Source organism: Vibrio splendidus (assembly GCF_003345295.1).
In the GTDB taxonomy this organism is placed as follows: domain Bacteria; phylum Pseudomonadota; class Gammaproteobacteria; order Enterobacterales; family Vibrionaceae; genus Vibrio; species Vibrio splendidus_K.
In genome coordinates this window covers 22507-46066 of record NZ_CP031055.1, presented here as the reverse complement: position 1 = coordinate 46066, position 23560 = coordinate 22507, and the positions used below count along the sequence as shown (strand labels likewise).

Below are 23560 nucleotides of genomic sequence, written 5' to 3'. Positions count from 1 at the left end.
AATTTTGGCTTACTCGCTGTTTAGCTATTTAGCTATTTAGCTATTTAGCTATTGAGTTAACAGCAATTAGCGGTTGGTTAACAGCACATTAAATGATTCCAAGGGTGACTCAAAAGAGTCGCCCTTTTTTTGTTTACTGTTTTTTTATCCAGTAAAACTTTGCACAAATCTCACTCTATGTAATACTTTAGCCACTTAAAATTACATGGTCTATTGAGATGGATAAAATAGAAATTAGAGGCGCTCGTACGCATAACCTCAAAGACATTAACCTAACCATACCCCGTGATAAGCTGACGGTTATCACCGGTTTATCAGGTTCAGGAAAGTCGTCACTTGCGTTTGATACTCTCTATGCGGAAGGTCAACGTCGTTATGTAGAATCTTTGTCTGCCTATGCTCGCCAATTTCTATCTCTTATGGAAAAACCCGATGTCGATCACATCGAAGGTTTATCTCCAGCCATCTCGATAGAACAAAAGTCGACCTCTCACAACCCTCGCTCAACCGTCGGTACCATCACTGAGGTCTATGATTACCTAAGACTGCTTTACGCGCGAGTTGGCGAGCCACGCTGTCCTGATCACAATATCCCCCTCGCGGCGCAAACCATCAGCCAAATGGTCGACAAGGTATTAGAACTGCCTGAAGGCTCAAAGATGATGCTGATGGCACCAATCGTCAAAGAACGTAAAGGTGAGCATGTAAAGACACTGGAAAACCTAGCTGCGCAAGGCTTTATCCGAGCTCGTATTGATGGCGAGACCTGTGATTTGTCCGATCCACCCACATTGGAACTTCATAAGAAGCACACCATTGAAGTCGTGGTAGACAGATTTAAGGTTCGTCCTGATCTTCAACAACGTTTAGCCGAATCGTTCGAGACCACATTAGAGCTATCTGGTGGCATTGCAGTTGTCGGTTGGATGGATGATAAAGAACAAGAAGAGATCGTGTTCTCAGCTAACTTTGCTTGTCCAAAGTGTGGCTACAGCATGCAAGAACTTGAGCCGCGCCTGTTCTCATTCAACAATCCTGCAGGTGCATGTGGTACTTGTGATGGACTTGGTGTTCAACAATATTTTGATCCAAGTCGAGTGATTTTAGATGAGAACCTAAGCATTGCAGAAGGTGCAATAAAAGGCTGGGATCAGAAGAATTATTACTATTTTCAGATGCTAACGTCGCTATCAGACCATTATGGTTTTGATCTGTATGTGCCATTCAACTCTCTACCTAAAAAGACTCAAGAGATCATTCTTAAAGGATCAGGGCGTACTGAAGTGGAATTCAAATACATCAATGATCGTGGTGATATCCGAGTCAAGCGTCACCCATTTGAAGGTATTTTAAATACGCTGGAACGCCGTTACCGCGATACTGAATCTAGCGCGGTGCGTGAAGATCTTGCCAAGTACATATCAACAAAGTCGTGTTCTAGCTGTGATGGCACGCGTTTAAGATTAGAAGCTCGAAATGTCTTCATTGGCGATACCACACTGCCAGAAATCGTTGAGCTCAGCATTGCTGATGCACTCGAGTTTTTCCAAAACTTATCGCTTAGCGGTCAGCGTGGTCAGATCGCTGATAAAGTAATGAAAGAGATCAATGACCGTCTGCATTTCTTGGTGAACGTTGGTTTGAATTACCTTAATTTATCACGCAGTGCTGAAACACTGTCTGGTGGTGAAGCGCAACGGATTCGTCTCGCAAGTCAAATTGGTGCTGGTTTAGTGGGTGTTATGTATGTACTCGATGAACCATCAATTGGCCTCCACCAGCGTGATAATGAACGTCTACTGCAAACTTTGGTTCACCTCAGAGACTTAGGAAATACCGTGCTTGTTGTTGAACATGATGAAGACGCAATCCGTTGTGCTGACCATGTTATCGATATAGGCCCAGGTGCGGGTGTGCATGGTGGGCACGTGGTCGCAGAAGGCACCATGCAAGACATCATCGAAAACCCGAATTCTTTAACCGGGCAATACCTCAGTGGCGCCAAAGAAATTGCGATACCAAAACAAAGAACGCCTATCGACAAGAAAAAGGTCGTCGAGATCGTTGGCGCAACGGGGAACAACCTAAAGAATGTCACTGCGACGATCCCTGTAGGCTTGTTCAGCTGTATTACGGGGGTATCGGGGTCAGGTAAATCTACTCTAATCAATGACACCTTCTTTAAAGTTGCCCACACTCAATTAAACGGTGCAACAACCGCAGTTCCAGCGCAGCACAAAAAGATAAAAGGCTTAGAGCATTTCGACAAAGTGATCGATATTGATCAAAGCCCTATCGGTCGCACCCCTAGATCAAACCCTGCAACCTACACTGGTATTTTCACGCCAATTCGTGAGTTATTTGCCGGTACCCAAGAATCACGATCTCGTGGCTACAAGCCAGGTCGATTCAGTTTTAACGTTCGTGGTGGTCGCTGTGAAGCGTGTCAGGGAGACGGTGTCATCAAAGTAGAGATGCACTTCTTGCCAGATGTGTATGTGCCGTGTGATGTGTGTAAAGGTAAGCGTTATAACCGTGAAACTTTAGAAGTTCGCTACAAAGGCAAAACCATTGACGAAGTTCTAGAGATGACAGTGGAAGATGCTCGAGAATACTTCAACCCTGTTCCTGTTATCGCTCGTAAGCTGCAAACATTGATGGATGTTGGCCTTTCCTACATTCGCCTCGGACAAGCAGCGACGACCTTATCTGGTGGTGAAGCGCAACGCGTTAAATTAGCGCGTGAATTGTCTAAACGAGACACGGGAAAAACCTTATACATTCTTGATGAACCAACAACAGGTCTTCATTTCCACGATATCCAGCAGCTATTGACGGTATTACATAGATTGCGAGATCACGGCAATACGGTAGTGGTGATTGAACACAATCTAGATGTCGTCAAAACAGCAGACTGGATCTTAGACCTTGGTCCTGAAGGTGGTCAAGGTGGTGGTGAGATTGTTGCAGAAGGTACACCTGAAGATGTGGCGTTAGTCGAAGGTTCGCACACTGCTCGCTTCCTTAAGCCTATGTTAAATTTGAAGTAGGTGTAAAATAGCGCCCTGCGAGCAGACAGAAAAATGTTAAAGTAACAGAGCTTGTTTCAGAAGGAACAAGCTCTGTTTTTATAAGGTTAGGGATTTATGGCAACAATACACACTAGCGGTACCCAACTAGAAAATCAGGTAACTCAGCTACCACTCAATAAAGCATTTCTGGCTTCTTTAGCTGTTGTATTCTTGTTAGCCATGCATTTTTTCATGCCGAATCCTGGAGGCTCAGGCCTTGCGTTATCGTTTAACCCAACCACTTGGTTAGCTCTTAGCTTTACGTTAGCAATTGGCTTCTACCAACTCGCGACTAACCGAGTACTCAAATATTCCAAGTTAACCGTTGGTTTGCTGATCAGCTGCGTGATACTTACACTACCCACGCTCTACAGTAACGCCTTTCCTCAAGCCGCACCTGGTCGACTACTGGGATTGTGGGCGGGCTTCGCTTTATTCGTCGTACTTCAGCAATTTAAGTTCAGCAATAAACACAAGCAACGCATGTTGTGGTTCATTGTGCTTGCTGTGGTTATACAAGCACTCTTTGGTTACGTGCAATATTTCTTACTGGAACCCGGCAATCTATTTGGTTACAACACTGCGGCTAATCGACCTTATGGGATATTCCAACAACCGAATGTAATGGCTAGCTTTTTAGCTACTGGTTTTGTGCTTTCAGCGTATCTTTTAGCGAGACAGCCCGCTAAATATAATCACAAAATTAGCGAGTCATTCTTACTTTACCTAACCCCGACCTTAACCGTACCTTTACTGATCATCATCGCATCACGTACCGGATGGTTGGCTGCCGTCATTGGGTTTGTCTGCATTCTGCCTTATCTATACAAATTCTCGACTAAGAAACGCTTCTACGGATGGTGCGCATCGGTGCTAGTTGGTATCGTGGTCGCTTTTTCGGTAATCAGCCTCAGTACAACGGATAGCCTCGCAAGTAAAAGGGCTAACTTAGAAAGCCCACGAGCTTATACCTTCCCACAAGCACTCGATATGATGATCGAAAAGCCATTTACAGGGTATGGCTACGGGAAGTTCGAATCCGAGTACACGCTATACACAGCTCGCCAGCATCAACTCAACCCGAATTATCATCCCGGCCTTCCTTCAATGGATCACCCACACAATGAGTTCTTGTTTTGGGGGGTTGAGGGCGGAATAGTACCAATCATCGGGATCTTGCTTGCTGCGTTCTTAGTCATGTCACGTATAGCAAGCTCAGCGAAGGGAACACGTCTAGCACTGCTCGCACTATTTATACCGATACTCTTACATTCTCAGCTCGAGTACCCTTTTTACCACTCAGCGATTCACTGGATAACCTTTATCATTTTGATTTACTGGGTCGATCAACGAGCTTCTCGTCACTACCAACAGCCGTTTAGTATCATCAGTAAAACCCTACTTAGAGTATCGAGCTTGGTGGTCCCTATCTTGGTCAGTTTTTATATGTTGAGTGCCTTACACACCAATGATGTCCTGACTCAATTTGAACTTTCTAAACCCAGAAACCCGGATATTCTTAAGCAGGTAACGAACCCTGTAGTCTGGAAAGATCGCTATGATTGGGACGTATACAGCACCTATCTAAATATCGGCCTCTACAAAGCTGATCCTAGCTTGATTCAACCTTATATAGATTGGTCGTTAGAGATCATAAAACGTAAGCCAAGGCCTGCTTTCTACAGTAACCTGATTCTTGCGTATCAAGGATTAGGCGATCACAGTAAAGCAGAACAAATTCGTAGTGAAGCGAGCTTCTTGTTCCCAAATAGAGACTTTTCCAAGGTTCAATATAAGAAAATATCGGAAGCTGAAAATAATATTTCTTCTGCTAAATGACGCCAAGGAATCTAGAGTTAATTCACCATATTGACGTTTAGTCTAGACACAAAAAAGCGCACGATCTCTCGTGCGCTTTTCTTTTGAACTTGATTTTATTGCCGCTATTTTAAAACGTCTTGCAACGCTTTTAAGCACAAAGCGACATTCTCTTTTCGAGCGCCATAACCCATTAAACCAATACGCCAAGCCTTGCCAGCCAAAGAACCAAGTCCCGCGCCAATTTCAAGGTTATATTCTTCTAGAAGTTGTGCTCTGATTTTGGCTTCATCGATTCCTTCAGGGAAATAAAGCGCATTGAGCTGCGGAAGACGACTTTCTTCATCAACCACAAACTTTAATCCTAGTGCTTCTACACCTTCTTTAAGCTCTTGGTGCATCGCATGGTGACGTGACCACGCATTATCCAGGCCTTCATTTTTCAATAAAACCAACGACTCATGCAGAGCATACAGGCTATTCACGGGTGCCGTATGGTGGTAGCTACGCTTGCCTTCTCCACTCCAGTAACCCAGTACTAAGCTTTGATCTAGGAACCAGCTTTGTACCGGAGTTTGACGCGCCTTCATCTTCTCAACCGCACGTTGAGAGAAAGTCACCGGAGACAGGCCAGGAACGCAAGATAGACACTTTTGACTACCTGAATACACCGCATCGAGTTGCCATTCATCGACCAACAGTGGTACACCGCCTAATGATGTCACCGCATCCACAATCGACAATGCATCAAACTGACGAGCTACTGCGGAAATAGCTTTAGCATCCGATAACGCGCCAGTAGACGTCTCTGCATGCACAAAAGCGACAGCAACAGCATCAGGGTTTTCTGCCAATGCTTTTTCTACCTTTTCAACGGAAACGGGCTTGCCCCACTCATCATCTACAAGGATCGCTTCACCACCACAGCGCACAACATTCTCTCGCATACGTTCACCAAAAACGCCATTGCGACAAACAATCACCTTCTCACCGGGCTCAATCAAGTTAACAAAACAGGTTTCCATACCTGCGCTGCCCGGAGCTGAAACGGCAATCGTAAACTCATTTTCAGTTTGAAAAGCATATTTAAGAAGTTGTTTCAGTTCATCCATCATCGCGATAAATAACGGGTCGAGGTGACCAATAGTTGGACGGCTCAAAGCCTGTAAAACTTGAGGAGAAATGTCTGAAGGCCCCGGCCCCATTAACGTTCGGTGTGGCGGATAAAAGCTCTCGATAGCAGCAGTGAGTGTTAAATTAGACATGTACATCCCTTACGTTAATGTTGTGAACAATCCACCCTAAAGCAAATCGATACCGTCATCAATTAGCTAAAAGTATTGAGGTCACACCAGTGTCACATAATTGTTAAAATTATTTTTTAAATATCTCCAGTTACGGATTGACATTGTTACCGCAAACACGTTCAATGAAATGGCTATCTAGCAGAAGAGGAGCACTGCCCAGGCAGATGTTTTGTGGAACCGCATTTCCAATACAAAGCATCAAGGGGGAGCAGTGCCGAGATAATAAAAGGATGCAGGACCTTTATTATCGGTTGAGCGGGCTGAATCCCGGCAACTGTCGCCATTTCTATATGGTGAAGAGCTTCTGAGGTTACTATTCTAATAATTCCTCTCTTTTTGCTCTAAATACTCTCTTCGAAAAACATCGGACGTTGGATTACCCAACCGTAATTTTATTTTAGGAAGTCGTGGGAGATATATCGTGAGTGCATCTAATGTAGCTGGTTCTTTTAATGTCGCTAAGTTTGGCGGAACAAGTGTTGCCAACTTTGAAGCAATGAGCCGTTGTGCTGCCATTATTGAAAACAACTCAAATACGAAACTGGTGGTAAGCAGTGCCTGCTCAGGCGTCACCAACTTGCTTGTTGAGCTCGCCAATGGTGTGCAAGACAAAACTCGTCGTCAGGAATTATTGACGCAATTGACTGACATTCATAACGCGATTCTTGATCAACTAGCTGACCCAATTAGCATTGAAAAAGATGTGCACTGTATTCTCGATGACATTGCGAGCGCTGCAGAAGCGGCATCATTCCAAGCCAGTACCAAACTCACCGATCACCTAGTGGCATGTGGCGAACTGATGTCGACACATATCCTCGCTCAAATCATTCGCGAGCGTGGCACACCCGCTGTCCGTTTTGATATCAGAGAAGTGATGCGCACCAATGGTGACTTCGGCAAAGCAGAACCACAGTTAAAAGATATTGCAGCCTTAGCACAAGAGAAGTTGATTCCACTATGCCAACAACAAGTTGTCGTGACCCAAGGTTTTATCGGTGCTGATAGTGAAGGCAACACCACGACTTTAGGCCGCGGTGGCAGTGATTACTCAGCAGCACTGATTGCCGAGTCGGTACAAGCGATTGGTTTAGAAATCTGGACGGATGTTCCGGGTATCTACACCACTGATCCTCGTATTGCACCTAAAGCTTCTCCTATCCCAGAGATCAGCTTCAGTGAAGCATCGGAAATGGCAAACTTTGGTGCGAAGATATTACACCCATCAACTCTAGTTCCGGCACTACGCCATCAAATCCCGGTATTTGTCGGCTCATCAAAAGCACCAGAGCTCGGTGGCACATGGATTCGTCAACAAGTTGAAAGCTCCCCTCTGTTCAGAGCGCTTGCCCTACGCTGCAACCAAACCATGGTTACGCTACGCAGCGCCAATATGTTCCATGCTTATGGCTTCCTCGCAAAAGTGTTCGAGATCCTTGCTAAGCATAAGATCTCTGTCGATCTTATCACTACCTCAGAGATCAGTGTCTCACTCACTCTCGATCAAACAGATACATCGGGTGGTGCTCCTCAGTTACCAGAAGCCGCTCGAATTGAGCTTGAAGAGCTGTGTTCTGTGGATATTGAACACGACCTATGCCTTGTTGCTCTTATTGGCAACAACATGAGTGAAAGCAAAGGCTATGCAAAGCAAGTATTCGGCACGCTTGAAGACTTCAACCTACGTATGATTTGTTACGGAGCGAGCCCACACAACCTGTGCTTCTTGCTTGATGAATCTGTCTCCAAGTTAGCGATTCAAAAGCTGCATCAAGAGCTGTTTGAATAAAACGACGGTTGCTCGATTAGTTTAAAATCACCAAACGACAGATACAAAAAGGGTTGCTCTTAAGCAACCCTTTTATTTTTACGAATCAAAGCCCGTCATAGATTCAAACTAGTTAATGTTTGGACCTAACCACTTCTCAGCTTCCAACATATCCCAACCTTTACGATCAGCATAGCTATCCACTTGATCCTGTTGAATCTGAGCAATCGCAAAGTATCGTGAATCAGGATGCGAGAAGTACATACCAGACACAGAAGCACCTGGCCACATTGCGTAACTCGTAGTTAGCGACATGTCGATTGCTTTTTCAACGTCCATCAACTCCCACAACGTGCCTTTCTCTGTATGCTCTGGGCAAGCAGGGTAACCCGGAGCTGGACGAATACCTTGGTACTTCTCTCGAATCAAATCGTCGTTAGACAAATTCTCATCAGGTGAGTAGCCCCAAATGTCCTTTCTCACTTCTTTATGCAAGTATTCAGCGAACGCTTCAGCCAATCGGTCTGCAACCGCCTGAATCATAATCGCGTTATAGTCGTCGCCTTTCGCTTTGTATTCATCAGCCAGCTCTCGCTCACCAATACCACCCGTTACTGCAAAACCACCAATCCAATCCGCTTTACCGCTGTCTTTTGGCGCAATGTAATCTGACAAACAGTAGTTAAATCCTTTTGGCTTTTCGGTTTGCTGACGAAGGTTGTGCAGAACCTTTAGTACCTCGGTACGAGATTCATCGGTATACACTTCAATATCATCACCAACACTGTTCGCTGGGAACATAGCGCACATACCACGAGCTTCAAGCAATTTCTCTCTTTCTACTCGATCTAATAAATCATTGGCGTCTTTAAATAAGCGCTTCGCCTCTTCGCCTACTTCTTCATGATCAAAAATTGCCGGGTACTTACCAACCAAAGACCACGTCATAAAGAACGGAGTCCAGTCGATGTACTGACGTAAAGTAGCCACATCAAAGTCCTTGAAGATGTGTACTCCCGGTTTAGCGGGTGCAGGGGGAGTATACGCATTCCAATCGATAGCAACTTTATTGGCACGCGCTCTCTCTAGCGAGACTGGCTTAGTGCGCGGCTTTTTGCGGTTGTGTTGATCGCGAACGCGATCGTAATCAATATCCAACTTCTCAACAAATGCAGGCTTCAGTTCGTTAGAGAGTAGAGAAGTACACACACCAACAGCACGTGAGGCATTGTTTACGTAGACCACAGGTTCAGAGTAGTTCTGTTCAATCTTAACGGCTGTATGCGCTTTAGATGTGGTTGCTCCGCCAATCAGAAGAGGCAGTTTAAAGCCTTGTCTCTCCATCTCTTTAGCCACATGAACCATCTCATCCAATGAAGGAGTGATCAAACCCGAAAGACCAATGATATCGACATTCTCTTCTTTAGCGACCTTAAGGATTTTTTCACATGAAACCATCACGCCCAGATCGATAATTTCATAGTTATTACACTGCAAGACAACGCCCACAATGTTTTTACCAATATCGTGAACATCGCCTTTTACGGTCGCCAGTAAGATTTTTCCGTTAGTCGCACCAACGTCTTTGGTTGCATTAATAAATGGTTCTAGATGGGCTACCGCTTGCTTCATAACACGGGCAGATTTCACCACTTGAGGAAGGAACATCTTGCCTTCACCGAAGAGGTCACCAACTACGTTCATGCCATCCATTAATGGACCTTCAATTACCTCGATAGGGCGAGAAGCATTAACACGAGCTTCTTCGGTATCTTCAACAATAAAGTCGGTAATACCTTTCACTAAAGAGTGTTCTAAGCGCTTTTCTACTGGCCAAGTACGCCACTCTAAAGCCGATTTATCTTCAACTTTTCCCACTGCACGCTCTAGATACTCAGTCGCAATATCGAGCAAGCGTTCTGTTGAATCGTCTCGACGGTTTAGAACCACATCTTCAACGGCTTCACGTAAATCCTCAGGCACATTATCGTAAATCTCTAATTGCCCCGCATTTACAATGCCCATATCCATACCGTTTTTAAAACAGTGATATAGGAAGACCGCGTGAATAGCCTCACGAACGTAGTTATTACCGCGGAAAGAGAATGAAACATTCGACACACCACCCGAGATCATCGCATGCGGAAGATCGCGTTTGATATCCCCTACTGCTTCAATGAAGTCGACCGCATAGTTGTTATGCTCATCAATACCAGTAGCCACTGCGAAAATGTTTGGGTCAAAAATAATATCTTCTGGCGGGAAACCGACTTCATCAACAAGAATATTGTAGGCATTGGTACAAATCTCGACTTTACGCTCTCGGGTATCAGCCTGCCCTAATTCATCGAACGCCATCACAATGACTGCTGCGCCATAACGACGAACCAGTTTAGCTTGCTCGACAAACTTTTCTTTCCCTTCCTTCAATGAGATAGAGTTAACGATGCCTTTACCCTGAATACATTTCAGGCCCGCTTCGATAACTTCCCATTTTGAAGAATCGACCATAACTGGTACTTTCGAGATCTCTGGCTCAGACGCACATAGATTAAGGAATTTAACCATACACGCCTCAGCGTCTAGCATCCCTTCATCCATGTTGATATCGATGATCTGAGCGCCATTCTCAACTTGCTCTCGAGCAACACTCAAGGCTTCGTCGTAAAGCTCTTCTTTTATCAATCGCTTAAATCGAGCAGAGCCGGTAACGTTAGTACGCTCACCGACGTTTACAAATAGAGACTCTTTGGCAATCGTTAATGGTTCTAAGCCAGATAAACGGCAAGACACAGGCAAATCAGGTAATTGACGTGGAGTTACGCCTTCAACGGCCTCAGCCATGTGACGTATATGTTCTGGCGTTGTACCACAACAACCACCAATTAGATTCAAGAAGCCACTCTCGGCCCATTCCTTAACGTGTTCAGCCATATCTTCAGGAGAAAGGTCATACTCACCAAATGCATTAGGTAAACCCGCGTTAGGGTGAGCGGAAACGTTACATTCTGAGATACGAGACATCTCACCAACGTACTCTCGCAGTTCGTCAGGGCCTAATGCACAGTTCAATCCAAATGAGATAGGTTTAACATGACGAAGGGCGTTGTAGAAAGCTTCTGTTGTTTGCCCTGAAAGCGTACGACCTGATGCGTCAGTAATGGTACCGGAGATCATCACAGGAAGCGTGATGCCTACCTCTTCAAAAACAGATTCAACCGCAAAAGAACATGCTTTTGCATTTAACGTGTCGAAGATAGTCTCGATAAGAATAAGATCCGAGCCGCCTTTGATAAGTGCTCGTGTCGATTCGGAGTAAGCTTCAACAAGCTCATCAAAGCTAACATTACGATAGCCCGGATCATTAACGTCTGGAGAGATAGAACAAGTTCGGTTAGTTGGACCTAACACACCCGCTACGAAACGAGGTTTTTCTGGGGTCTTTGCCGTCCATTCATCTGCCGCTTCACGAGCTAATTTTGCAGCTGTAAAGTTAATTTCTTCGCTAAGGCTTTCCATATCGTAGTCGGCCATAGCGATGGTTGTAGAGTTAAAGGTATTGGTCTCGAGGATATCAGCACCGGCTTCCAAATATTCCATATGGATATCTTTGATAAGCTTAGGTTGTGTAAGTACCAAAAGGTCGTTGTTACCTTTTAAATCACTATGCCAATCAGCAAAGCGCTCACCACGATAGTCTTGCTCTTCCAATTTATAATCCTGAATCATGGTACCCATGCCACCATCAATCAGTAAAATTCGTTGCTTCAACAGAGCGTCAATCTTTTGCCTTACATTACTTCCCACGGTACAACCTCATTCCTTTAATTATCTCTCCATCCTACCACACATTAAAAAGGAGTCTAGACGTCTAAAAGATGAAATTGATTACCAAGTCATGACAAAAAAATGTTTGCTATTTGAGCATGAGACAACGAAAATTCATATTCATACTTTGTTACATGTTGGGATCCCAATGTCGGTCTATTACACCTTATGCTTCTTGTCCGCAGCTGCCATGCTTATTGCTTTCGTGAATACCAAAATTGGTAAAATGCAGACAACCATCGCCATTACAGCTGGCTCAATGATGTTATCTCTATTAATTATCATTGCGGGACAAAACAATTGGTTCCAATTGGCTGACATCGCCTCAGAAACCGTTGCCAGTATCAACTTTGAAGATTTCCTCCTGAAAGGAATACTGGGATTCTTACTCTTTGCAGGTGGTTTAGGGATTAAATTACCTAATCTAAAAGATCAGAAATGGGAAATAACTGTACTCGCTCTTGGCGCTACACTGTTTTCGACATTCTTTATTGGCTTTGTACTGTATGGGTTCTGTCAGTTTATCGGTATTCAATTTGACCTAATTTATTGCTTACTTTTTGGCTCTCTAATATCTCCAACCGATCCAATTGCTGTATTAGCAATAGTGAAAAAGCTCGATGCTCCCAGACGAATCTCTACTCAAATCGAGGGAGAATCTCTATTCAACGATGGTTTTGGCCTAGTGATCTTCGTTACCCTATTTACCATTGCGTTCGGTACAGAAGCACCGACTGTGGGTAGCGTGACCATGTTATTCGTCCAAGAGGCTATCGGTGGTATCGTCTATGGCTTTGTTCTAGGTTTAATATTCCATTACCTAATCAGCAACACCGATGACCACTCGATGGAGTTGCTATTAACCATAGGTATTCCTACAGCTGGTTATGCCTTTGCTGAAGTCCTACATGTATCAGGACCGTTAGCAATGGTGGTATCAGGTATCATGATTGGTAACTGGACGCGCTTTATTGGATTCTCGAAAGAGAGTGAGGATCACCTAGACCACTTCTGGGAATTGATAGATGAATTCTTAAATGGCGTATTGTTCTTATTGATCGGTATGTCGATGTTGCTATTCAAATTCCACCAAGAAGACTGGATCTTAATGGCGTTCGCAGTACCTCTAGTACTAAGCGCACGCTACCTAAGTGTTTTCTTGTCTTATATCGGATTCAAACGCTTTAGAACTTACAACCCTTGGTCAATCAAGATCTTAACTTGGGGTGGTTTGCGTGGTGGACTAGCTCTAGCTATGGCACTTTCAATCCCTTCAGGTATCTGGGTGATTGAAGACAAGGCAATAGATGTTAAAGAGATAATCCTCGTCATGACATACGCTGTTGTTGTGTTCTCAATCTTAGTCCAAGGTTCAACAATTACTCCAATGATAGAGAAAGCGAAACAAGCTGAGAAGGAATTGGATTAACACCGAAAAATATAAAACTAGGCTGCCTAATTTAGGTGGCCTTTTTTATATCTAATGAAAGTCAGATTCGCCGATTTCCTCACTGAAGATCTATCTGAAAGGTATACATGAACAATAGAACTTACTTCGATATTTTATGCACTAGTACTAGAGTAATCAGAAACCTTAATGTTGATTGGGCACTAGATTTGGCCGGAGCCCAAATGAATACAAAGGATGTTGAATCATGATACATGACGACATGATAAACAGCGATCTTAGACAAAAATCTTGCTAGAAGTGAAACATGCAAAGAACTCGTTCTTCTACAACACTAGCGAGTCTACCCACTAGAACAGACTTCAGCTGTATAAGCATTCCTTCCGGAGAAAATAATGATACTCAAAGTCTAGCAGTCATAGCTTTAGTCATTATCAGAAACTACGCAGCGAGATGAGTGTTGAACAGAAAGCTCTAGTGTTCGACTAAGCCTTTAAATACAGCAAGGTTGTATTTAGTAGGTATTAAGCGATTCGATTAAATAGAGGGAGCTAGAGGAGCACTTAATACTTCTAGCGTTACATTAAAGGTGACAGGCATAAAAAAGGCTCTAGCATTTCTGCCGGGACGCGCAGTCTAGAGCCTTAAATATGGTAGGACTGAACTGAGCCGGTACTCCGGAGAGTCGACCGGGCTGGCGAACCTGAACCTGGGCTCGCCTAGTTCTCCCAACATTTTCGTAGAAGCAACAGACGTAAAAAAAAACCAGTATTTCTGCTGAGGTTTTGTATATGGCAGAGGTGGACTGAGCCGGCACTCCGGAGATTAGACCGGGCTGGCGTTCCTGCTCCCAATATTGCTTCGTAGAAGCAATAGATACAAAAAAGCCTCAGCATTTCTGCTGAGGCTTCCTATATGGCAGGGGTGGAGAGATTCGAACTCCCAACACGCGGATTTGGAATCCGCTGCTCTGCCAATTGGAGCTACACCCCTAAAACTTTTTATTACTTCAGATTCGAAAAAACCTCGCACTAGGCGAGGTTATCGAATAAGTGGCGGAGTGGACGGGACTCGAACCCGCGACCCCCGGCGTGACAGGCCGGTATTCTAACCAACTGAACTACCACTCCGCAGTGGTCAACTCACTAAGTGAGCGTCCATATCTCCAGGTCGGTCAACCTAAAGATTTAATTTAAAGCCTGGCGATGTCCTACTCTCACATGGGGAAACCCCACACTACCATCGGCGCTATTGTGTTTCACTTCTGAGTTCGGCATGGAATCAGGTGGGTCCACAATGCTATGGTCGCCAAGCAAATTTTAAAATTCGGAAAGCTTATCTAAAAGTTATTTCTCTTCAAACGCATTCAAGGTCTGGTACATCTGAGTCCACAAAACCCCTTGGGTGTTGTATGGTTAAGCCTCACGGGCAATTAGTACAGGTTAGCTCAATGCCTCGCAGCACTTACACACCCTGCCTATCAACGTCGTAGTCTACGACAACCCTTTAGGACACTTATAGTGCCAGGGAAAACTCATCTCAAGGCTCGCTTCCCGCTTAGATGCTTTCAGCGGTTATCGATTCCGAACTTAGCTACCGGGCAATGCCATTGGCATGACAACCCGAACACCAGAGGTTCGTCCACTCCGGTCCTCTCGTACTAGGAGCAGCCCCTTTCAATTTTCCAACGCCCACGGCAGATAGGGACCGAACTGTCTCACGACGTTCTAAACCCAGCTCGCGTACCACTTTAAATGGCGAACAGCCATACCCTTGGGACCGACTTCAGCCCCAGGATGTGATGAGCCGACATCGAGGTGCCAAACACCGCCGTCGATATGAACTCTTGGGCGGTATCAGCCTGTTATCCCCGGAGTACCTTTTATCCGTTGAGCGATGGCCCTTCCATTCAGAACCACCGGATCACTATGACCTGCTTTCGCACCTGCTCGAATTGTCATTCTCGCAGTCAAGCGGGCTTATGCCATTGCACTAACCACACGATGTCCAACCGTGTTTAGCCCACCTTCGTGCTCCTCCGTTACTCTTTGGGAGGAGACCGCCCCAGTCAAACTACCCACCAGGCACTGTCCGTAATCCCGATTCAGGGACCAACGTTAGAACATCAAAACTACAAGGGTGGTATTTCAAGGACGACTCCACCACATCTAGCGACGCGGTTTCATAGTCTCCCACCTATCCTACACATGTAGGTTCAATGTTCAGTGCCAAGCTGTAGTAAAGGTTCACGGGGTCTTTCCGTCTAGCCGCGGGTACACTGCATCTTCACAGCGATTTCAATTTCACTGAGTCTCGGGTGGAGACAGCGTGGCCATCATTACGCCATTCGTGCAGGTCGGAACTTACCCGACAAGGAATTTCGCTACCTTAGGACCGTTATAGTTACGGCCGCCGTTTACCGGGGCTTCGATCAAGAGCTTCGACCGAAGTCTAACCCCATCAATTAACCTTCCGGCACCGGGCAGGCGTCACACCGTATACGTCATCTTACGATTTTGCACAGTGCTGTGTTTTTAATAAACAGTTGCAGCCACCTGGTATCTGCGACTCTCGTCTGCTCCATCCGCAAGGGACTTCACTGATAAGAGCGTACCTTCTCCCGAAGTTACGGTACCATTTTGCCTAGTTCCTTCACCCGAGTTCTCTCAAGCGCCTTGGTATTCTCTACCCGACCACCTGTGTCGGTTTGGGGTACGATTCCTTACAATCTGAAGCTTAGAGGCTTTTCCTGGAAGCATGGCATCAATGACTTCACTACCGTAGTAGCTCGACATCGTATCTCAGCGTTAAGAAAGTCCGGATTTACCTAAACTTTCCGCCTACATACTTGAACCTGGACAACCGTCGCCAGGCCCACCTAGCCTTCTCCGTCCCCCCATCGCAATTGTAAGAAGTACGGGAATATTAACCCGTTTCCCATCGACTACGCCTTTCGGCCTCGCCTTAGGAGTCGACTTACCCTGCCCCGATTAACGTTGGACAGGAACCCTTGGTCTTCCGGCGAGGGAGTTTTTCACTCCCTTTATCGTTACTCATGTCAGCATTCGCACTTCTGATACCTCCAGCAGCCCTTACAGACCACCTTCAACGGCTTACAGAACGCTCCCCTACCCCACATACCCTAAGGTACGTAGCCGCAGCTTCGGTGTATAGCTTAGCCCCGTTACATCTTCCGCGCAGGCCGACTCGACCAGTGAGCTATTACGCTTTCTTTAAATGATGGCTGCTTCTAAGCCAACATCCTGGCTGTCTGAGCCTTCCCACATCGTTTCCCACTTAGCTATACTTTGGGACCTTAGCTGGCGGTCTGGGTTGTTTCCCTCTCCACGACGGACGTTAGCACCCGCCGTGTGTCTCCCGGATAGTACTTACTGGTATTCGGAGTTTGCAAAGGGTTGGTAAGTCGGGATGACCCCCTAGCCTTAACAGTGCTCTACCCCCAGTAGTATTCGTCCGAGGCGCTACCTAAATAGCTTTCGGGGAGAACCAGCTATCTCCAGGTTTGATTGGCCTTTCACCCCTAGCCACAAGTCATCCGCTAATTTTTCAACATTAGTCGGTTCGGTCCTCCAGTTGATGTTACTCAACCTTCAACCTGCCCATGGCTAGATCACCTGGTTTCGGGTCTAATCCTAGCAACTGTACGCCCAGTTAAGACTCGGTTTCCCTACGGCTCCCCTAAACGGTTAACCTTGCTACTAAAATTAAGTCGCTGACCCATTATACAAAAGGTACGCAGTCACACCACGAAGGTGCTCCTACTGCTTGTACGTACACGGTTTCAGGTTCTATTTCACTCCCCTCACAGGGGTTCTTTTCGCCTTTCCCTCACGGTACTGGTTCACTATCGGTCAGTCAGTAGTATTTAGCCTTGGAGGATGGTCCCCCCATATTCAGACAGGATATCACGTGTCCCGCCCTACTCGTTTTCACTGATTATGATGTGTCGGTTACGGGGCTATCACCCTTTATTGCGAGACTTTCCAGACTCTTCACCTGCATCATTAAAAGCTTAAGGGCTAATCCAATTTCGCTCGCCGCTACTTTCGGAATCTCGGTTGATTTCTCTTCCTCGGGGTACTTAGATGTTTCAGTTCCCCCGGTTTGCCTCCTGTTGCTATGTATTCACAACAGGATACTTGCTTATGCAAGTGGGTTTCCCCATTCAGGAATCCCAGACTCAAAAGGTTATTACTACCTAATCTGGGCTTATCGCAAGTTATTACGCCTTTCATCGCCTCTGACTGCCAAGGCATCCACCGTGTACGCTTAGTCACTTAACCATACAACCCGAAAGGGTCTTAGCGTATGGCAACTAACCAAGGTTTTTGGTTGTCATCAAGAAGGGTTAATTCCTGATAACTGTTTGCCGGACTCAATTGTGAATCAAATAAATTTGATTCGAATACAAGACACTTGAATGTGTTTGTTGTGTTTATCTAATGAAAGATAAACATTGAGAACTTTTAAATTTGATTGAATTACTCGTAAGTAATCAATCAGTCAGCTTTCCAAATTGTTAAAGAGCTTGATTCAAACTAATGAACCATTTTTAAATATTTTCAGATAAAAACACTTAAAGATGGTGGAGCTATGCGGGATCGAACCGCAGACCTCCTGCGTGCAAGGCAGGCGCTCTCCCAGCTGAGCTATAGCCCCATCTTTGTATCTAGTCGATATTGGTGGGTCTGAGTGGACTCGAACCACCGACCTCCCGCTTATCAGGCGAGCGCTCTAACCAGCTGAGCTACAGACCCAATATCGTCTCTTTTACTTTCTAAACCTAATCAATCTGTGTGGACACTCATCGTGACTATCTTCGTATAAGGAGGTGATCCAGCCCCAGGTTCCCCTAGGGCTACCTTGTTACGACTTCACCCCAGTCATGAACCACAAAGTGGTGAGCGTCCTCCCCGAAAGGTTAAACTACCCACTTCTTTTGCAGCCCACTCCCATGGTGTGACGGGCGGTGTGTACAAGGCCCGGGAACGTATTCACCGTGACATTCTGATTCACGATTACTAGCGATTCCGACTTCATGGAGTCGAGTTGCAGACTCCAATCCGGACTACGACGCACTTTTTGGGATTCGCTCACTATCGCTAGCTTGCTGCCCTCTGTATGCGCCATTGTAGCACGTGTGTAGCCCTACTCGTAAGGGCCATGATGACTTGACGTCGTCCCCACCTTCCTCCGGTTTATCACCGGCAGTCTCCCTGGAGTTCCCGACATTACTCGCTGGCAAACAAGGATAAGGGTTGCGCTCGTTGCGGGACTTAACCCAACATTTCACAACACGAGCTGACGACAGCCATGCAGCACCTGTCTCAGAGTTCCCGAAGGCACACCTGCGTCTCCGCTGGCTTCTCTGGATGTCAAGAGTAGGTAAGGTTCTTCGCGTTGCATCGAATTAAACCACATGCTCCACCGCTTGTGCGGGCCCCCGTCAATTCATTTGAGTTTTAATCTTGCGACCGTACTCCCCAGGCGGTCTACTTAACGCGTTAGCTCCGAAAGCCACGGCTCAAGGCCACAACCTCCAAGTAGACATCGTTTACGGCGTGGACTACCAGGGTATCTAATCCTGTTTGCTCCCCACGCTTTCGCATCTGAGTGTCAGTGTCTGTCCAGGGGGCCGCCTTCGCCACTGGTATTCCTTCAGATCTCTACGCATTTCACCGCTACACCTGAAATTCTACCCCCCTCTACAGCACTCTAGTTCACCAGTTTCAAATGCAGTTCCGAGGTTGAGCCCCGGGCTTTCACATCTGACTTAATGAACCACCTGCATGCGCTTTACGCCCAGTAATTCCGATTAACGCTCGCACCCTCCGTATTACCGCGGCTGCTGGCACGGAGTTAGCCGGTGCTTCTTCTGTTGCTAACGTCAAGATGCGCAGCTATTAACTACACACCCTTCCTCACAACTGAAAGTACTTTACAACCCGAAGGCCTTCTTCATACACGCGGCATGGCTGCATCAGGCTTTCGCCCATTGTGCAATATTCCCCACTGCTGCCTCCCGTAGGAGTCTGGACCGTGTCTCAGTTCCAGTGTGGCTGATCATCCTCTCAGACCAGCTAGGGATCGTCGCCTTGGTGAGCCATTACCTCACCAACTAGCTAATCCCACCTAGGCATATCTTGACGCGAGAGGTCCGAAGATCCCCCTCTTTGGCCCGTAGGCATTATGCGGTATTAGCCATCGTTTCCAATGGTTATCCCCCACATCAAGGCAATTTCCTAGGCATTACTCACCCGTCCGCCGCTCGACGCCCATTAACGCACCCGAAGGATTGTTAGTGTCGTTTCCGCTCGACTTGCATGTGTTAGGCCTGCCGCCAGCGTTCAATCTGAGCCATGATCAAACTCTTCAATTTAAGATTTTGTGACTCAACGAATACTGACTTCAAAACTAATATTCATGTAAACATGAACATGTAATTCTAAAGCTATTACCATTCCAACAGAATGGTAATGAATTGACTGTGCCAAAATTAAGTAAACTTAACTTTGTATTGGTCACTCAGTTCATTGAAATCAAGTTTGTTACCGAAGTAACTGTTACTACCTAAGTAATAACGTTTTGATATTCATCAACGAGTGCCCACACAGATTGATAGGTTTAAATTGTTAAAGAGCTTTGCTTTCAGTGCCTTAGCACGTAAGCAGGACGCGTATAATACGCTTTCCACTTTGAAAGTCAACATAAAACTCTAAGAAACTTAGAACTCTATGGTGACTTGTCTATTAGATAGACAAAGTCGAAATTAAAGCCTGGCGATGTCCTACTCTCACATGGGGAAACCCCACACTACCATCGGCGCTATTGTGTTTCACTTCTGAGTTCGGCATGGAATCAGGTGGGTCCACAATGCTATGGTCGCCAAGCAAATTTTAAAATTCGGAAAGCTTATCTAAAAGTTATTTCTCTTCAAACGCATTCAAGGTCTGGTACATCTGAGTCCACAAAACCCCTTGGGTGTTGTATGGTTAAGCCTCACGGGCAATTAGTACAGGTTAGCTCAATGCCTCGCAGCACTTACACACCCTGCCTATCAACGTCGTAGTCTACGACAACCCTTTAGGACACTTATAGTGCCAGGGAAAACTCATCTCAAGGCTCGCTTCCCGCTTAGATGCTTTCAGCGGTTATCGATTCCGAACTTAGCTACCGGGCAATGCCATTGGCATGACAACCCGAACACCAGAGGTTCGTCCACTCCGGTCCTCTCGTACTAGGAGCAGCCCCTTTCAATTTTCCAACGCCCACGGCAGATAGGGACCGAACTGTCTCACGACGTTCTAAACCCAGCTCGCGTACCACTTTAAATGGCGAACAGCCATACCCTTGGGACCGACTTCAGCCCCAGGATGTGATGAGCCGACATCGAGGTGCCAAACACCGCCGTCGATATGAACTCTTGGGCGGTATCAGCCTGTTATCCCCGGAGTACCTTTTATCCGTTGAGCGATGGCCCTTCCATTCAGAACCACCGGATCACTATGACCTGCTTTCGCACCTGCTCGAATTGTCATTCTCGCAGTCAAGCGGGCTTATGCCATTGCACTAACCACACGATGTCCAACCGTGTTTAGCCCACCTTCGTGCTCCTCCGTTACTCTTTGGGAGGAGACCGCCCCAGTCAAACTACCCACCAGGCACTGTCCGTAATCCCGATTCAGGGACCAACGTTAGAACATCAAAACTACAAGGGTGGTATTTCAAGGACGACTCCATCACATCTAGCGACGCAATTTCATAGTCTCCCACCTATCCTACACATGTAGGTTCAATGTTCAGTGCCAAGCTGTAGTAAAGGTTCACGGGGTCTTTCCGTCTAGCCGCGGGTACACTGCATCTTCACAGCGATTTCAATTTCACTGAGTCTCGGGTGGAGACAGCGTGGCCATCATTACGCCATTCGTGCAGGTCGGAACTTACCCGACAAGGAATTTCGCTACCTTAGGACCGTTATAGTTACGGCCGCCGTTTACCGGGGCTTCGATCAAGAGCTTCGACCGAAGTCTAACCCCATCAATTAACCTTCCGGCACCGGGCAGGCGTCACACCGTATACGTCATCTTACGATTTTGCACAGTGCTGTGTTTTTAATAAACAGTTGCAGCCACCTGGTATCTGCGACTCTCGTCTGCTCCATCCGCAAGGGACTTCACTGATAAGAGCGTACCTTCTCCCGAAGTTACGGTACCATTTTGCCTAGTTCCTTCACCCGAGTTCTCTCAAGCGCCTTGGTATTCTCTACCCGACCACCTGTGTCGGTTTGGGGTACGATTCCTTACAATCTGAAGCTTAGAGGCTTTTCCTGGAAGCATGGCATCAATGACTTCACTACCGTAGTAGCTCGACATCGTATCTCAGCGTTAAGAAAGTCCGGATTTACCTAAACTTTCCGCCTACATACTTGAACCTGGACAACCGTCGCCAGGCCCACCTAGCCTTCTCCGTCCCCCCATCGCAATTGTAAGAAGTACGGGAATATTAACCCGTTTCCCATCGACTACGCCTTTCGGCCTCGCCTTAGGAGTCGACTTACCCTGCCCCGATTAACGTTGGACAGGAACCCTTGGTCTTCCGGCGAGGGAGTTTTTCACTCCCTTTATCGTTACTCATGTCAGCATTCGCACTTCTGATACCTCCAGCAGCCCTTACAGACCACCTTCAACGGCTTACAGAACGCTCCCCTACCCCACATACCCTAAGGTACGTAGCCGCAGCTTCGGTGTATAGCTTAGCCCCGTTACATCTTCCGCGCAGGCCGACTCGACCAGTGAGCTATTACGCTTTCTTTAAATGATGGCTGCTTCTAAGCCAACATCCTGGCTGTCTGAGCCTTCCCACATCGTTTCCCACTTAGCTATACTTTGGGACCTTAGCTGGCGGTCTGGGTTGTTTCCCTCTCCACGACGGACGTTAGCACCCGCCGTGTGTCTCCCGGATAGTACTTACTGGTATTCGGAGTTTGCAAAGGGTTGGTAAGTCGGGATGACCCCCTAGCCTTAACAGTGCTCTACCCCCAGTAGTATTCGTCCGAGGCGCTACCTAAATAGCTTTCGGGGAGAACCAGCTATCTCCAGGTTTGATTGGCCTTTCACCCCTAGCCACAAGTCATCCGCTAATTTTTCAACATTAGTCGGTTCGGTCCTCCAGTTGATGTTACTCAACCTTCAACCTGCCCATGGCTAGATCACCTGGTTTCGGGTCTAATCCTAGCAACTGTACGCCCAGTTAAGACTCGGTTTCCCTACGGCTCCCCTAAACGGTTAACCTTGCTACTAAAATTAAGTCGCTGACCCATTATACAAAAGGTACGCAGTCACACCACGAAGGTGCTCCTACTGCTTGTACGTACACGGTTTCAGGTTCTATTTCACTCCCCTCACAGGGGTTCTTTTCGCCTTTCCCTCACGGTACTGGTTCACTATCGGTCAGTCAGTAGTATTTAGCCTTGGAGGATGGTCCCCCCATATTCAGACAGGATATCACGTGTCCCGCCCTACTCGTTTTCACTGATTATGATGTGTCGGTTACGGGGCTATCACCCTTTATTGCGAGACTTTCCAGACTCTTCACCTGCATCATTAAAAGCTTAAGGGCTAATCCAATTTCGCTCGCCGCTACTTTCGGAATCTCGGTTGATTTCTCTTCCTCGGGGTACTTAGATGTTTCAGTTCCCCCGGTTTGCCTCCTGTTGCTATGTATTCACAACAGGATACTTGCTTATGCAAGTGGGTTTCCCCATTCAGGAATCCCAGACTCAAAAGGTTATTACTACCTAATCTGGGCTTATCGCAAGTTATTACGCCTTTCATCGCCTCTGACTGCCAAGGCATCCACCGTGTACGCTTAGTCACTTAACCATACAACCCGAAAGGGTTTCTATTTGCTTTCACTTTAAAAAGTGAAGACAAATAAGCGTATGGCAACTAACCAAGGTTTTTGGTTGTCATCAAGAAGGGTTAATTCTTGATAACTGTTTGCCGGACTCAATTGTGAATCAAATAAATTTGATTCGAATACAAGACACTTGAATGTGTTTGTTGTGTTTATCTAATGAAAGATAAACATTGAGAACTTTTAAATTTGATTGAATTACTCGTAAGTAATCAATCAGTCAGCTTTCCAAATTGTTAAAGAGCTTGATTCAAACTAATGAACCATTTTTAAATACTCTGATAGAAGAGAATACTTAAAGATGGTATCCCGTAGGGGAGTCGAACCCCTGTTACCGCCGTGAAAGGGCGGTGTCCTAGGCCTCTAGACGAACGGGACACTAGTATCTCTTTTACTTTCTAAACCTAATCAATCTGTGTGGACA

6 protein-coding genes, 5 tRNA genes, 5 rRNA genes and 1 riboswitch are annotated in these 23560 nt (G+C 46.2%); of the genes, 4 read left to right on the top strand and 12 right to left on the bottom strand.

Going from position 1 to position 23560, the window contains the following annotated elements; genetic code table 11:
• The first annotated feature begins 218 nt into the window (after nucleotides 1–218).
• Together uvrA and DUN60_RS00175 are read left to right on the top strand one after the other, a co-directional pair.
• A complete protein-coding gene (gene uvrA / locus DUN60_RS00180) occupies nucleotides 219–3050 on the top strand; it encodes an excinuclease ABC subunit UvrA (protein ID WP_114632925.1) in 2832 nt (943 codons plus the stop codon).
• 96 nt (nucleotides 3051–3146) lie between these two features.
• Nucleotides 3147–4910 (top strand): PglL family O-oligosaccharyltransferase, encoded by a 1764-nt coding sequence (locus DUN60_RS00175; protein WP_114632924.1) that lies wholly within the window; start codon nucleotides 3147–3149, stop codon nucleotides 4908–4910.
• A gap of 104 nt (nucleotides 4911–5014) precedes the next feature.
• Here the strand turns inward: DUN60_RS00175 and DUN60_RS00170 are convergent, their stop codons facing one another.
• Nucleotides 5015–6154 carry a pyridoxal-phosphate-dependent aminotransferase family protein gene (locus tag DUN60_RS00170; RefSeq protein ID WP_114632923.1) on the bottom strand — a complete coding sequence of 380 codons (1140 nt, stop codon included), beginning with the start codon at nucleotides 6152–6154 and terminating at the stop codon, nucleotides 5015–5017.
• 176 nt (nucleotides 6155–6330) lie between these two features.
• Nucleotides 6331–6508, top strand: a riboswitch (Lysine riboswitch).
• A gap of 109 nt (nucleotides 6509–6617) precedes the next feature.
• Between DUN60_RS00170 and lysC the strand changes: the two genes are divergently transcribed.
• Entirely contained in the window at nucleotides 6618–7985 is a 1368-nt protein-coding gene (gene lysC, locus DUN60_RS00165) for a lysine-sensitive aspartokinase 3 (protein WP_114632922.1), read from the top strand.
• 108 nt (nucleotides 7986–8093) lie between these two features.
• Here lysC and metH read toward each other — a convergent pair whose 3' ends face one another.
• Nucleotides 8094–11771 carry a methionine synthase gene (gene metH, locus DUN60_RS00160; protein ID WP_114632921.1) on the bottom strand — a complete coding sequence of 1226 codons (3678 nt, stop codon included), beginning with the start codon at nucleotides 11769–11771 and terminating at the stop codon, nucleotides 8094–8096.
• Between the two features lie 169 nt (nucleotides 11772–11940).
• Here metH and DUN60_RS00155 point away from each other — a divergent pair, with 169 nt between their 5' ends.
• Entirely contained in the window at nucleotides 11941–13221 is a 1281-nt protein-coding gene (locus tag DUN60_RS00155) for a cation:proton antiporter (protein WP_017078851.1), read from the top strand.
• A gap of 895 nt (nucleotides 13222–14116) precedes the next feature.
• Here DUN60_RS00155 and DUN60_RS00150 read toward each other — a convergent pair.
• The 10 genes from DUN60_RS00150 to DUN60_RS00105 form a co-directional block, all read right to left on the bottom strand.
• Nucleotides 14117–14193: transfer RNA gene (locus DUN60_RS00150), tRNA-Trp, on the bottom strand.
• Between the two features lie 60 nt (nucleotides 14194–14253).
• Nucleotides 14254–14330 (bottom strand) — tRNA-Asp (locus tag DUN60_RS00145).
• A 67-nt stretch (nucleotides 14331–14397) separates the two neighbouring features.
• Nucleotides 14398–14513: ribosomal RNA gene (gene rrf / locus DUN60_RS00140) — 5S ribosomal RNA — on the bottom strand.
• Nucleotides 14514–14611: 98 nt separating this feature from the next.
• Nucleotides 14612–17504: ribosomal RNA gene (locus tag DUN60_RS00135) — 23S ribosomal RNA — on the bottom strand.
• Between the two features lie 300 nt (nucleotides 17505–17804).
• Nucleotides 17805–17880: transfer RNA gene (locus DUN60_RS00130), tRNA-Ala, on the bottom strand.
• 21 nt (nucleotides 17881–17901) lie between these two features.
• Nucleotides 17902–17978: transfer RNA gene (locus DUN60_RS00125), tRNA-Ile, on the bottom strand.
• A gap of 67 nt (nucleotides 17979–18045) precedes the next feature.
• A 16S ribosomal RNA gene (locus DUN60_RS00120) occupies nucleotides 18046–19600 on the bottom strand.
• A gap of 395 nt (nucleotides 19601–19995) precedes the next feature.
• Nucleotides 19996–20111 (bottom strand): 5S ribosomal RNA (rrf, locus tag DUN60_RS00115).
• A 98-nt stretch (nucleotides 20112–20209) separates the two neighbouring features.
• Nucleotides 20210–23102 (bottom strand): 23S ribosomal RNA (locus DUN60_RS00110).
• Together the 16S, 23S and 5S rRNA genes with 5 tRNA genes alongside form the textbook arrangement of a ribosomal RNA operon.
• Nucleotides 23103–23438: 336 nt before the next feature.
• Nucleotides 23439–23514: transfer RNA gene (locus DUN60_RS00105), tRNA-Glu, on the bottom strand.
• Nucleotides 23515–23560 lie beyond the last annotated feature (46 nt).

What these genes read in the sequence shown, in the direction of transcription:
- uvrA (WP_114632925.1), top strand. Translation starts at nt 219, where the DNA reads ATGGATAAAATAGAAATTAGAGGCGCTCGTACGCATAACCTCAAAGAC.
- DUN60_RS00175 (WP_114632924.1), top strand. Translation starts at nt 3,147, where the DNA reads ATGGCAACAATACACACTAGCGGTACCCAACTAGAAAATCAGGTAACT.
- DUN60_RS00170 (WP_114632923.1), bottom strand. Translation starts at nt 6,154, where the DNA reads ATGTCTAATTTAACACTCACTGCTGCTATCGAGAGCTTTTATCCGCCA.
- DUN60_RS00155 (WP_017078851.1), top strand. Translation starts at nt 11,941, where the DNA reads ATGTCGGTCTATTACACCTTATGCTTCTTGTCCGCAGCTGCCATGCTT.